This window comes from Paraburkholderia sediminicola (genome assembly GCF_046026895.1).
GTDB classification, from domain to species: Bacteria; Pseudomonadota; Gammaproteobacteria; order Burkholderiales; family Burkholderiaceae; genus Paraburkholderia; species Paraburkholderia sediminicola_C.
In genome coordinates, this window is record NZ_JAQQEU010000014.1 from 1 (window position 1) to 13,198 (window position 13,198).

13 protein-coding genes are annotated in these 13,198 nt (G+C 61.9%); 4 read left to right on the forward strand and 9 right to left on the reverse strand.

The annotated features are described in order from the left end of the window. Positions 1–326: 326 nt before the first annotated feature. On the forward strand, positions 327–2,024 hold the full coding sequence (locus PQR02_RS12475) for a fibronectin type III domain-containing protein (protein ID WP_408230489.1): 1,698 nt from the start codon (positions 327–329) through the stop codon (positions 2,022–2,024). A 284-nt stretch (positions 2,025–2,308) separates the two neighbouring features. Beyond that, positions 2,309–2,746, forward strand: a complete 438-nt coding sequence (locus PQR02_RS12480) for a hypothetical protein (RefSeq protein ID WP_408230492.1) — start codon at positions 2,309–2,311, stop codon at positions 2,744–2,746. Positions 2,747–2,881: 135 nt separating this feature from the next. On the opposite strand, the gene PQR02_RS12485 is transcribed toward PQR02_RS12480, so the two are convergent. The 6 genes from PQR02_RS12485 to PQR02_RS12510 form a co-directional block, all read right to left on the reverse strand. Further along, positions 2,882–4,204 carry an MFS transporter gene (locus PQR02_RS12485; RefSeq protein ID WP_408230495.1) on the reverse strand — a complete coding sequence of 441 codons (1,323 nt, stop codon included), beginning with the start codon at positions 4,202–4,204 and terminating at the stop codon, positions 2,882–2,884. 27 nt (positions 4,205–4,231) lie between these two features. Then, on the reverse strand, positions 4,232–4,993 hold the full coding sequence (locus PQR02_RS12490; RefSeq protein ID WP_408230498.1) for an enoyl-CoA hydratase: 762 nt from the start codon (positions 4,991–4,993) through the stop codon (positions 4,232–4,234). Further along, a complete protein-coding gene (locus PQR02_RS12495; protein WP_408230501.1) occupies positions 4,990–6,156 on the reverse strand; it encodes a CaiB/BaiF CoA transferase family protein in 1,167 nt (388 codons plus the stop codon). Before PQR02_RS12495 ends, PQR02_RS12490 begins: the two co-directional genes overlap by 4 nt. Before the next feature lie 103 nt (positions 6,157–6,259). After that, positions 6,260–6,397 carry a hypothetical protein gene (locus tag PQR02_RS12500; RefSeq protein WP_408230504.1) on the reverse strand — a complete coding sequence of 46 codons (138 nt, stop codon included), beginning with the start codon at positions 6,395–6,397 and terminating at the stop codon, positions 6,260–6,262. Between the two features lie 124 nt (positions 6,398–6,521). Further along, positions 6,522–7,412, reverse strand: a complete 891-nt coding sequence (locus tag PQR02_RS12505; RefSeq protein ID WP_408230507.1) for a LysR family transcriptional regulator — start codon at positions 7,410–7,412, stop codon at positions 6,522–6,524. An 85-nt stretch (positions 7,413–7,497) separates the two neighbouring features. After that, positions 7,498–7,701 (reverse strand): hypothetical protein, encoded by a 204-nt coding sequence (locus PQR02_RS12510; protein ID WP_408230510.1) that lies wholly within the window; start codon positions 7,699–7,701, stop codon positions 7,498–7,500. Between the two features lie 497 nt (positions 7,702–8,198). Between PQR02_RS12510 and PQR02_RS12515 the strand changes: the two genes are divergently transcribed. Both PQR02_RS12515 and PQR02_RS12520 read left to right on the forward strand, forming a co-directional pair. Then, a complete protein-coding gene (locus PQR02_RS12515) occupies positions 8,199–8,909 on the forward strand; it encodes a lysophospholipid acyltransferase family protein (RefSeq protein WP_408230871.1) in 711 nt (236 codons plus the stop codon). A gap of 567 nt (positions 8,910–9,476) precedes the next feature. Then, positions 9,477–9,770 (forward strand): DUF1330 domain-containing protein, encoded by a 294-nt coding sequence (locus tag PQR02_RS12520; RefSeq protein ID WP_408230513.1) that lies wholly within the window; start codon positions 9,477–9,479, stop codon positions 9,768–9,770. 130 nt (positions 9,771–9,900) lie between these two features. On the opposite strand, the gene PQR02_RS12525 is transcribed toward PQR02_RS12520, so the two are convergent. The 3 genes from PQR02_RS12525 to PQR02_RS12535 form a co-directional block, all read right to left on the reverse strand. Continuing rightward, positions 9,901–10,752 carry a carbohydrate ABC transporter permease gene (locus PQR02_RS12525; RefSeq protein ID WP_408230516.1) on the reverse strand — a complete coding sequence of 284 codons (852 nt, stop codon included), beginning with the start codon at positions 10,750–10,752 and terminating at the stop codon, positions 9,901–9,903. Continuing rightward, positions 10,749–11,639: a carbohydrate ABC transporter permease gene (locus PQR02_RS12530; protein ID WP_408230519.1), complete on the reverse strand. Its 891-nt coding sequence runs from the start codon at positions 11,637–11,639 to the stop codon at positions 10,749–10,751. Before PQR02_RS12530 ends, PQR02_RS12525 begins: the two co-directional genes overlap by 4 nt. A 166-nt stretch (positions 11,640–11,805) precedes the next feature. Beyond that, positions 11,806–13,038 (reverse strand): ABC transporter substrate-binding protein, encoded by a 1,233-nt coding sequence (locus PQR02_RS12535; protein ID WP_408230522.1) that lies wholly within the window; start codon positions 13,036–13,038, stop codon positions 11,806–11,808. Positions 13,039–13,198 lie beyond the last annotated feature (160 nt).

Sequence of the window (13,198 nt, forward strand, 5' to 3'; positions counted from 1 at the left end):
AAGTCTATGGCAAAGAAATCGCGGATGCCATCGAGACCGAACTGTTGAAACTGGTCGACGCAAACGGCATCGTCCGCGTGTTCAGATTCGATACCAATCCGGCGAATAATCCGCAGTCGCCCTCGCATTAGCCGTTGGGCGCGCAGATGTCTGTTGCCGCGCCTTTGCTCTGCTACGCGGTTTCATCCGGTTGTCGCAGCGTCGCGGCTAGCATCAGTGGTCGCATCCGTCATGCACACATCCGGCAGCGCACGCTTGAGCGCGGGCAGCGCGATGCGCCCGCATAAGCGCTGGCGTTCTTTCATCCCCATACAACAGCACCGCACATGTCGAACAGAAAAATCGTCAAGGCTTCGCCGCCCGATGATCAGTGCGCTTCCATCGTCTCGCGTCGTGGGTTCCTGAAGTTTGCCGGCGCGTCCAGCCTCGCCACGGCGGCCGGCACGTTGGCATCGGCGGCGCGCGGCGCCAGCGGCAATGCACCCGATGGCACGCCCGAGCAGATCCATCTGACCTGGGGCAACGACCCGACGAGCGAGGTCACGGTGTCGTGGGCTTCGGTCGCGCCGGCGGTGAATCCGCAGGTGCGCATCAGCGGCGCGGATTCGAAGCGGCATACTGCGCATGCGGTCCAAAGCACGTATACGGATGGCATCAACGGTGAGGTCGTGTTCACCTATCACGCGCGTCTGCGTGATCTGAAGCCCGGTACGAACTATCAGTACGAAGTGACGGCGGAGAATGACAGCAACGCCGCGCAGCCTTTCACCGCGAGTTTTCGCACCGCGCCGCGCGGCCGCGCGCCGTTTCGCTGGACGAGCTATGGTGATCTCGCGACGCCCAATACCGGCTGGGTGTTGTCTTCGCCGCAAAGCCGCTTCGCGGTGCAGGCGGTCGAGCGTTTTCAGCCGCTGTTCCATCTGCTCAACGGCGACCTCTGCTACGCCAATCTAAACCCGATGCAACAGCCGGACGTCTGGCGCGACTTCGGCAACAACGCGCAGACGTCGGCGTCGAACCGCCCGTGGATGCCGTGTCCCGGCAACCACGAACTCGAATTCCACAACGGCGAGCAGGGTCTTGCGTCGTATCTCTCGCGCTATACGCTGCCGGATAATCACTCGCATTTCCAGGGGCGTTGGTACAGTTTCCGCGTGAGTTCCGTGCTGTTCGTCTCGCTCGATGCGGACGACGTCGTCTATCAGGACGCGGCTGCATTCGTTGCCGGCCCGGCTCCGCTGGTGCCGGTCGCCAGCACCGGCAATCCGCCGATTCAACCGGGCACCTCGCTATACGTGCGCGGATATAGCGGCGGCGAACAGACGCGCTGGCTGGAGAAGGTCCTGCATCACGCGGCGCAGGACGACGAGGTGGACTGGATCATCGTGCAGATGCATCAGGACGCGTTGAGTTCGTCGCAGACCGGCAACGGTTCGGACAAGGGCATCCGCGAAGCGTGGCTGCCGCTATTCGACCGATACGGCGTCGACCTGGTACTGTGCGGCCACGATCACGACTATGAGCGCAGCTATCCCGTGCGCGGCTGCAATCATCACAAGGGTACCGACATCGCGACGGGCCGACCGGTCGATACGTTGCAGCCGAAGCCGACCATGTCGGCGGTATCGTCGGGTGCGTCGACATTCGACACGAGCCACGGCACGATTCACCTGATTCTCGGCGGTGGCGGCACGAGCGCGCCGCTGGATGTGTACGGCGTGGACATCGGCACGGGGCTGCCGCAGGCGCGCATTTTCACGCGGCCCAATCGTCCGGTTCCGGCCGCGACAGCGGGCACCTTCACGCGGGCCAGTGCGGATGCGGTCGAAGACGCGATCTGGTCGGCGCAGCGCGACACCGGCACGGGCTACGGCATCGCGGTGTTCGATCACGATCCGGGCCATCCGGGCGGCGACACGACCATTACGATGAACTACTATCACGCGCCAGGTGCAGATCAAACACCGACGCCGAACTATGAATTGTTCGAGACGATCGAGTTGAAGAAGAAGCGGCGCGGATAAGAGTGGAATGAGCGGCGGGTTCGCGGGCCATCGTGATGCGGCGGTTCGCGAATCCGCCTTACGCATTTGAAATGCGGATTATTTAGTGGCCCAAATGACGTAAAACGGCAAACCATGCACCTCATGGGCCAACCGCCAGACCTCGCTGCGATCCGACGCAATCCCTCAAAACCCGCGCGATCATTTTGTTACACGTCTTACGGAGATGACCTCAGGCAGTTACAAGAGCCTTTCGAATGACCGGTTATACTCGGCGCCGTCTCAAGAAAACAAAAGACCCTCTTATGTCGAAGAAGATCATCCAGATGGTGGCCGTTGCTGCATTGACTGCGGCGGCATCGTTGTCGGCAGTTGCTGGCGATATGAACAACGCGCTTGGCGGCGCACTCGGCGGTGTGGCCGGCGCGGCGCTTGGCGGCGCGGTGGGCGGCAGCACGGGCGCCGTGATCGGCGGCGCGGTCGGCGGCGGCGCCGGTGGCGCGGTGACGTCGAATCGCCGCGAGCGCACGGGCGCGATCATCGGCGGGGCGCTGGGCGGCGGTGCGGGCACAGCGGCCGGCAATGCGATGGGCGGCCGTGGTGGCGGCCTGGTCGGCGCGGCGTTGGGCGGCGGCGCGGGTTCTGCACTCGGCGGCAACGTCTCGCGTTCCAACTCCTACGCGAACGATTATTCGCGTGGCTACCGTTCGGGCAAGCACCACAAGCATCGCCACTACGACTAAAAAAGCGCAATTCGCGCATGATCTCGGCAATGCTCGCGTTCGAGTTTCAAGGAAGCGTGAGCAATGCATCGAGCGCATCCGTCGCGAGCCGGTTGGTCGACCGCGGTGCACGCTGAATGGCGCCGCGACGCGTTCTCAGCGCTTGTCCGCTAACGGAAACGCAGCAGCGTCGCGCCCCGCTCGCACCGAAGGCGCAGCAGCGGGCTTCAGCTTGTCGGCGAACGGCGTATCCGGCTTCATCATGAAGGTCAGCAGCACGCCACACGCCATCACGCCAATGGACAACAGGAAGGTCACGTTCCAGTTGCCGAGGCGGTCGATCAGATAACCCGCCAACACCGGACTGACGATCGCCGCGGTGAAACCCGTCCCACTCATGATGCCGCTCGCCGTACCCGAGCGGTCATAGGCGATGTCCATAGGCACGGCCCACATTGGCCCGATATTCATTTCATTGAAGAACATCGCGGCGGCGAGAAAAACCAGCGAGTACATCGGGTCGTGAATCAGCACGACTGGGATCAGCGAGAGACCGGTCATCGTCATGCAGAACGCGACGAGGTAGCTGCGCGCGAGTTTCAGATTGCCGGTGCGGCGCAGCAGCCGATCGCTGATCAGCCCGCCGACCAGATCGCCGAACACGCCGGCAATGAATACGCCTGACGTGAAGATGACCGCCTTCTTGATGTTCAGATGGAAGCTGTGCATGAAGTAGAGCGGCATCCAGTCGAGCATCAGCCAGAGAATCCAGTTGTAGCAGAAGTACACGGCGGACACGGGCAACAACCGGCGGTAAAGCCGCGCCCACGTGCCCGGCGCTTCCATCGGACGAACCCGGGGCGGGGGCAGGCTGTCGATTTCCGCGGCGGTGATGCGCGGATGATCCGCGGGTTTTTCGGTGTACGTCACGCACCACAGCACCAGCCAGCCGAAACTCAGCGCGCCGAGCAGGTAGAACGCAAAGCGCCAGTCGAACGCGGTCATCAGCGCCAGCACCAGCATCGGCGCCACCGCGTTGCCAAGCCGCGCCGACGAGTGCGTGATGCCTTGCGCCATGCCGCGCCGGTCCTTTCTCACCCATGACGCCATCGCGCTGGTGGACGCGGGAAAGGTCGCGCCTTCGCCGAGGCCGAGCAGGAGGCGCGCGGCGATGAGCGTCGTGAAGCCGCCCGCGAAACCGGTCAAGGTGGTCGCCACCGCCCAGATGAACGCGCAGGCGATCAGCGTGCGCTTCGCACCGAAACGGTCGCTCACCCAGCCGCCGATGAACTGGAACACCACATACGGATACGCGAACGCCGAGAAAATGAAGCCGAGCTGCGTGTTGCTCAGTCCAAGCTCGGACTTGAATTGCCCGGCTGCGGTGCTGATATTGACGCGATCGACGTAGGTGATGAAGTACATCAGGCACAGCATCAGCAGCACGGTGGCCGTCGCCTTCGGTTGTAATCGTTTCATGTCTCACTCCACGTTGTTTATTTATTGTTATTTCGACGAACCCGAGGTGAACGCGAGCACGGCGTCCCTGAAACGGGCGCTGCCGTACACCTCTTCGATCAGATCGTCGTCGTCCAGACGTTGCTCGACGACGATGCGGCGCAGGCTCTCCTTCACCGCTTTCTGCGTGACCGGCGACAGTGCGATGAGCCGTTGCGCGAGCGCATGCGCCGCATCCTGCAACGCATCCTGCGCGAAAACGCCGTACATGTACCCGCATTCCAGCACTTCGGCGGCGCTCAGGTACTCGGCGAGCAGCAGCATCTTCTTGACGCGCGGCACTCCGAGCGCCGCCTGGAGCCGCGCGAGGTTGCGCGACGACAGCGTGTTGGACAGCGTCTTCGCGATCGGCGCGCCGAAGCGCGACGTGTCGCTGCACAGCCTGAAGTCGCAAGCCGTCGCAAGCGCGAGGCCGCCGCCCACCGCCCAGCCGTCGATCACGGCGAGGGTGGGCTTCGCAATCCGCTCCACCGTGTCGATCACGCGTTCGACGAAAGCCTCGTAGGCGATGCCATCGCGGCCGTCGCGGAAGCCCTTGAAGTACGCGATGTCGGTGCCGGCAATGAACGACTTGCCGCCCGCGCCGCGAAACAGGATGCAGCGCACGCCGCTGTTCTGTTCACACTGTGCGATCAGCGTCAGCAGCGATTCGTACATGTCGAGCGTCATCGCGTTGTGCCGCTCGGGGCGGTCGATCACGATTTCCGCCGCGCCCGAGGAATGAAGGGTCAGTGTGACGGGCTCGCTCATGATGCGCTCCCGTTGATCTCGGCAAAGAGCTCGTCGTTGTGCTCGCCGAGCAGCGGCGGATGACGGCGCACCGTTTGCGGCGTGCCGAGCATCTTGACCGGGAAGCCGATGTTCTTCACCTTGCCTTCATTCGGATGGTCGATCTCCATGCACATGCGGCGGTGCGTGGCATGCTCGCTTTCGAACGCTTCGGGATAGGAGAGGATCGGGCCCGCGGGAATGCCGGTCGCGAGCATTGCTTCGACCCAGTCGGCGCTGTCGCGCTTCGCGAATTCCTGCTCCAGTACTTCGATCATCGCCTCGCGATTCTTCAGACGCAGCGATACGGTTGCGTAATCGGCGTGTTGCACGAGGTCCGGGCGTTGCAGCAGTTCGCACAGCTTTGTCCACAGCTTCTGGTTGGTCGCGCCCATCACGAAGTAGCCGTCGCGCGCCTTCACCGCCTGATACGGCGCGCTCATCTTGTTGCTGGTGCCGAGCGGCGTCGGCGGCACGCCCGTGCCCCAGTACTCCGACATGTCCCAGATCGAGAAGGCCATCACCGAGTCGAACAGCGATGCGTCGATATGCTGACCTTCGCCGGTTTTCTGCGCGCCGATGTACGCCGACAGCAAGCCGTACACCGCGAACAACGCGCAGCCGATATCGGCCACGGGCACGCCTGCCTTGACGGGCTTGCCACCCTTGTAGCCGGTCACGCTCATCACGCCGGACATGGCCTGCGCCATCAGGTCGAAGCCCGGCCGCGAGGCCCAAGGCCCGCTTTGTCCGAAGCCGGAAATGCTGACGTAGACGATCTTCGGATTGATCTGCCTGATCGATTCATAGTCGATGCGCAAGCGCTGCACCACGCCGGGCCGATAGTTTTCGACGATCACATCAGCTGTTTTGGCGAGCTCGTAAAAGAACTCGCGTCCTTCGTCGCTCTTCAGGTCGAGCGTCAGCGAGCGCTTGTTGCGGTTCATGTTCAGAAAGCCCATGCTGTCAGGGCCCTTCATCTTGAAGCCCATCGCGCCGCGGGTCTGATCGCCTTCCGGCGGCTCGACCTTGATGACGTCCGCTCCCATGTCGGCGAGCAGCATGCAGGCGAACGGGCCCGCCATCACCTGGCTCACGTCGAGCACGCGGATGCCTTGCAGCGGCAGATGTTTCGATTCGGTCATATCGAGGTTCTCTGGTTGAAGTGGTGGGGCGACCATGCGCTCATGTGGTCACGTGACGAACGGTTCGGCGATGTCGGGACGGGCGTGGCTGCGGGACTCGTGGTCAGCACGCGAGCGCTGACCCGTTCTCGCAATCGCGGATGAGGAAGTCGGGATAGTTGAAGGCGCAGCGCGTGGGAATCGGCGCGCGGGGCGTGCACGACGGCGCAGCGGCGCTTGCGCCGAGGCTAGGGTGCATCATCTCGTCTCCTGCATGATCGTTGTGCCCCACACTGTCGCCGACTGAAAAAGCTGGCGCAAGAATGGTCCGGTCATGTCTGGTTTCGCGCATCGCGAAACCGGAGAGCGCGTGTCGAACGTGTCGACTAGGCTGTATTGCCGAGCACGCCGTTCACCACGTTGCGCAGGGTCTGCTCCTGCGCATGTCCTTCGACGTATGAGAGCACGTAGCTGCGCTGATGCCAGTCTCCCAGCAGCTCGGCGGACGCGAGCGATTGTTCGGGATGAAAACTGCGCAGCACATCGGGCGGCATCAGGCCGACGCCGAGCCCATGGCGCACCATCGCGAGCATGGTGTCGAACCCGCTGGCGGTGAAGTTGTTGGCAAATAGCCGTCCACGGCTGCGATACGCGCGCAGCACGGCCGACAACACCGCCGACCCTTTGCCGAGACTCACGATGGGCAGGTCCAGAATATCGTCGATCCCGATCGGCTCTTCGTGAAACTGGAAATGCGGGCGGCTGTAGACCAGCACGAGGCGGTCGTTCCTGTACGGCACCTGGGCGAGGTTCAGAAAGCCGCTCTTCTTCTCGTAGATACCCACGTCGATCACTTTGTCGCGCAGCAGTTGCTGCACGATCTTGCTGTTCTCTTCGACGATCTTCAGTGTGATGCCGGGATACTTGCGCTGGATGTCGGAGATCTCGCGCGCGAGGAACTGGATGACGACCGCCTTCGGCGCGCCGATGATGATGCGGCCGTCGAGGCCATGATTGAGCGCTTGCGCGTCACCTTCGAGCCGGTCGATCAGGTTGTCGATCTGCCGCACGTATTGCAGCAGCTTGCCGCCCGATTCGGTGATCTCGACGCCGTGCGGCACGCGCCTGAACAGCCGGGCGCCGAGTTGCTCTTCCAGGTCCGATACGCGCCGCGACGCGGCGGCCACGGCCAGATTGAGCTTGTCGGCGGCGCGCGAGATGCTGCCTTCCTCGACGATCGCGAGGACCAGCCGGACGGTTGTCGTATCGAATTTCAATGGAACTCTAGGACCTTATCGAATGGATCGCGATTGCTACTGTTCCTTTTTGCGGCGTGCACCAGCAATTCGATCCGATCGCGGCTCAAGCATGCGGAATCAGCTTCTGCACACGCCAGTTCATCAATTCGACGGACGACATGTTCTCCGCCGGGCATGCCATCTGATGAATCCAGCCGAATTGCTTCAGCTGCTTGCCCGATTTGCCGAGCACACCGAGCGCCTCGCCTGAGAGCGTCATCTTGTAGATGCGACCAGGAAACGCGTCCGCACCCGCACTATAGAGCACTGGTTGGGCCCCGGCGAGTTCTGCTTCTCGCTACACACGGACACTCGCACCCTGTCATTGAACCAGCGCTCCAAGCACCCGGATGAGTCGATGCTCACGGAACCAGACCGTTCACGGGGATGTCCGGTGTACGCCCCGCGATCAGATTTCTTCGGCAGGAGCTTTGGTACCCGTGCAGCAACTCACATTTTCGGCAATGGATGTCGATGCGATAGGCTCGCTTAGAGATGTCGTGCACCGCTTCTCGTTCATTCATTCGCCAGATTAACTGGCGTGGAAGCGGGGCAGCAGGCACGACCTGTGGCATGAGCGCTACCACGCGAGGTCAAGCCTTTAGAACACTTATGGCACTAGCCGAACTGACGACCTGCTTTGTATGTCAAGATTCACGCGCTGCATTGCCGCTTTCGGTCCACGGAACGAACGCATCGTCCACGGCGTAGTATCACATCTCAACGGTGGAAAGTTCCGTCGCAACCAATCCGACTCAGGACCCGATGCGCCCGATTTTGACCAAATGGCTGTTTATCGTCTACCTCCTCGGTAGCGGGACACTGTATTCGATGGCCATACTGCTTCTGTTTCCTTTCGTCGGCAGGGCCGGACGATACTGGCTGGCAAAACAATGGTGTCGAGCATTGGTGGTTGTGATGCGCTGGCTGCCGGGAGTATCAGTTTCGATAGCGGGGCTTGAAAACATCCCTGAAGGACCAGCGATACTGCTGTGCCGTCACGAATCGACTTGGGAGACACTAGCGTTTCTCGCACTTTTTCCACGGCGTATCAGTTTCGTTTTCAAGGAAGAGCTCCTTCGCATTCCCTTTTTTGGATGGGTGCTGCGTGGGCTCGATATGGTGAGTCTGAACCGCGGCTCCGCTCGACAGGCTCATCAGGCTGTGACGCAGGAAAGCGCCGAGAGATTGGCGAAGGGGGACGTCGTTGTCATTTTCCCGGAGGGGACCCGGGTGTCACATGATGCCCCGTTGAGGATGACGTCGGGAGGCGTTCGACTGGCTTGTGCGACTGGCGTGCCCGCTCTTCCTGTGGTTCTCAACGCGGGCCGGGTCTGGCCGGCGAAAGGCTGGCCCAGTGCTCGGGGACAAATTCGTGTGGTTGTCGGCCCGGCATTCTCCCCTCGAGACTTGTCTCAGCAGGAACTGAGCCGAGCCGTCCATGAATGGATGAAAGATGAACTGCAGCGGCTTTGATGCGCTTATACGCTTTGCGTTGCGCTATGGGGCTGTGGCTGGAGTCGCCGTGAGGCAAGCTATTGGCTTGAGCGGACGATTGAAGCTGCTGTTCACAAGAGGAAACAGCGGTGCAGGTTGGGCAATCAGAACGGGGACATACGAGGATGGCTTCGTTCGGTACACGTACGTCCAGAGTCCTACCCGGCTGGGTGGAACAGGCTCGCGATTCCGACGTAAGTCGTCAAGTCTGGTTGGGCGTTTCCAAGCTCTTAAGGGCGTTGTGATGCCGGTCCGTCAGCCAACGCTCTTGACTCGTTTCACGCAGAACAAGCCGAAAGGCTCGCACGTCCGTGTCTTTAGGTAACGAACGGGTTCGGCAATCGAGTCGTAAGGAATCGCCGGTCCCGCTTGCGTGTCCGCGACGCCGCCGGTATTGCGAGCCCCGCGGCGGTGCCGGCGGTCAGGCTCATGAAAGAAGCGCGACACACGCGCTTACAAACACGAATGCCCGCAAGCAAACGCGATCCTCTTTGCTAATATGTAAGGCCGCGACCGCTTTTGAACCATTGAACAAAGGAGATTCGAATGAGCAAGGGTTATTGGGTAACTTCCTATCGCAAGACGAACGACGCTGCGAAGCTGGCCGCGTATGCGCAACTCGCCGCGCCTGCCGTGGCCGCTGCGGGCGGCAAGTTCATCGTGCGCGGTGTGGCGGACGAGGTGCGCGAGCAGGGCCTGAAGGAGCGCACCGTGGTCATCGAGTTTGCGACCTACGAAGCGGCGGTTGCCGCATATTCGAGCGACGCCTACAAGAAAGCGCTCGAAGCTCTGGGCGACGGCGTCGAGCGCGATCTGCGCATTGTGCGCGGCACCGAATAATGCGCCGGATGCGGTCGGCAAAGTGCCTGGCCGCATCCCATGTGACGACCGTCCGGCGCCGTCAATGCCGACTTGCAGTGACGGCCCGCCGCACAGGCGAATCGAAGTAACTATCGAAACAGCGCGAGCGTCACTTCACTGCCCCCAACGCCAGCCCCTTCACCAGATACCTCTGCAACCAGGCGAACACGATCGAAACCGGCAACGTCGCGCACAGCGTAGCGGCCATCACCAGATGCCACTCGACGACATACTTGCCCGCGACCATGTCCGTCACCTGCACGGTGAGCGTCTTGTTCTCCGGCGAGCGGATCAGCGTATAGACCACCGCAAACTCGTTCCACGCGTTGATGAACGTGAAGATCGCGGTCACGACGATTGCCGGCACGGCCAGCGGCAGGAACACCTTGAACACGGCCTTGGTGCGCCCGCATCCTTCCAGCCACGCCGACTCTTCCAGATCCCTCGGCACCGTCTGAAAGTACGACGACAGCATCCACACCGCGAACGCGATATTGAAGGCCGCATACGAAACGATCACGCCGATCTTCTTGTCGACCAGGTTGCCGTCGCCGAACGGGATCATCGCGGCTAGCCGGAACAAACCGACCACGAGCAGGATAGGCGACAGCATCTGCGTGACGAGCAGAAACTGCCGATACAAGCCGCGCCCGCGAAACGGAAAGCGGGCGAGCGCATACGCGGCCGGCAAGCTCACCGCGAGCGCGAGCATCGTCGACAGCAGGCTGATCACCGTGCTGTTGCGCAACGCGACGCCGAAGTTCGCCGCTTCCCACATGTCGACGAAATTGCGCCATTGCCAGTGCACGGGCAGCCAGCGCGCCGGATAGACGAAAATCTCCGAAGCCGGCTTCAACGCGGTGAACAGCATGACCGCGAACGGAAACAGCACGACCACCACCAGCGGCGACAGCGCGAGCCAGCACCACAGCGAGCGCTTCATCTTGGCGTCGAGCCTCATGACGGATCTCCTTCTTTCGCGGGCTGCAGGCGCAGATAGGCGATCGAGAAAACGAACAGCATGACGAGCATGATCAGCGAGACCGCCGCAGCTTCGCCGGGACGCCCGAGCCGGAAGCCCAGTTCGTAGAGATACGTGACGAGAATGTGCGTGCTGTTGTCTGGGCCGCCCTGCGTCATCACCCAGATGATCGGGAACGAGTTGAACACGTAGATCACGTTCAACAGAATCGTCATGTTGATGAACGGGCGCAAGAGCGGCATGGTCAGCTTGCGAAACTGCTGCCATGCACTCGCGCCGTCGATACGCGCCGCCTCGTAGATGTCGCCCGGCACGGACGAGAGGCCGCCCAGCAGTATCGTCACGGTAAACGGAATCGACACCAGAATGCCGACGCCGATTTCCACCGGAAACGCCAGTTCCGGCGTCGCGAGCCAATGGATCGGACCGCCGATCAGGCCGAGCCTTTGCAACGTGACGTTGACCATCCCGTAGTCGTCGTTGAAGGCCCAGCGCCAGACCACGGCGGTCATCGTCAGGGAAACGGACCACGGCAGCATCACGATCGTGCGCGCCACGCCACGTCCATGGAAATCCTGATTGAGCACCAGCGCGACCGGCACCGAGATCAGCACGGTGCCGCCGACCACGCACACGGTCCAGATGAGCGTGCGCCGCGTGGACGCGAGAAACACGGGGTCGTTGAATACGTTGTAGAAGTTCTGCAGACCGGTGAAGTCGCGAATCGCGCCGAAACGCGACACCTCGTGCAGCGATTGCCACACGATGTTGAAAATCGGGTAGCTGATGATGAACAGCGCGAGTACCAGGCTCGGCGCAATCAGCAACCAGGGCGCTTGCAAGCGCGAAGAAGCGGAACGGCTCATGCGTGCTCGATCGTAAGACGCGTCCGCACTAAAGCGCGGGCGCGTCGGGATGGGCCGGATAGTGCAGCAGGTGCATCACGGCCGAAACGCGCGCCGCCTTTGGCAACGGTGGCGCTCGTTCCGGGTTCAGCACATCACTTCGGTGTCACGGCTGAGTCGCTGCGGATCAGTGACCGAGCGACTTGTTCGCTTGCGCGGCCGCCGCGTTCAACGCGTCGGCCGGCTGCGCCTTGCCGAGGTAGACCGATTGCATCGCGTCGGTCACGGCCTTCGCGGTGTCTTCCCAGCCGGTCACGGTCGGCGCGAAGTGAGCCGTCGGCAGCAGCGCGACGAACGCCTTGGTGTCCGGGTCATTGAACGCCGGGTCGGTTGCCTCAGCCTTGGTGGTCGGCAGGAAGCCTTCGGTCGTCGTGAACTCGACGCGCGGTTCCTTCGTGAACAGATAGTCGAGGAACTTCCACGCCGACTTCTTCACCTTCGAGTTCTTGAACATCACGATCGAATCCGTGACCGCATACGTGGCGTGCGTCGTGCCCATCGGAATCGGGTCGATGCCGTACTTCAGGTTCGGTGCTTCCTTCTTGATCTGCTTGGCGAGGAACGGCGCCGAAATCACCATCGCGACGCGGCCCTGCTTGAACAGGTTCTGCACGTCTTCGCGGCTGTAGCCCGTCACGCCCGGTTGCGTCAGACCCTGGTCGATCATCGTCTTGTACAGCGTGGCCGCCTTGATGCCCGCCGGCGAATTGAACGCCGCCTTGCCGTCCTTGCCGATCACGTCGCCGCCATGGGTCCACAGCGCGTAGTAATAGTAGACGTCGGTTTCGATTTCCTTGCCTTGCAGACCGAAGCCGGCAATGCCCTGTGCCTTCAGTTTCTTCGACGCGTCGATCACGTCGTTCCAGGTCTTCGGGCCGTCGGGATAGCCGACCTTCGCGAGCAGGTCCTTGTTGTAGTAGAGGGCGCGTGCGGAAGCGGCGATCGGCAGGCCGTAGGTCTTGCCGTTGATCTGGCCTGGAGCCAGGAACGGACCGATGAAGCGGCCCTTGAAATTGGCGTCCATGTAGCCGTCGAGCGGTTCGGCCACGTCGTCCTTCACGAAGTCGAGCAGCCAGCGCGTGCCGACGATCGCGAGGTCGGCGTTGGCGTTGCCGGAGATGTCCGTTTGCAGTTTCTGTTGCAGCGTGTCCCAGTTCACGTCTTCGATCTTGATGGTCGTGCCGGGATTGGCCTTCTCGAAGTTGCGGGCCATTTTTTCGAAGTACGGCGCGGTCGCGTCGCTGTAATGAGCGACAGTGACGCGCACCGTGTCGGCGTGAGCCGCGACGGCGATACCTGCAAAAGCGAGCGCCACGGCAACTTTGCCGAGCGCGAGGGAAGCACGGGCATGCAACGACATTTCTCTCTCCTGTGTCGAACGGAGTGAGCGCTTTAGCGCTTACTCCGGTCCCATCCTACGATGGTGGGGTGGTCTGCTGCCGTCGCCGGCCGCTTTGGGTTAAATTGTTTGAAAAAATCCTACATGACGCAAAATAGCTTGTCACGTAGGGTCTGCGATA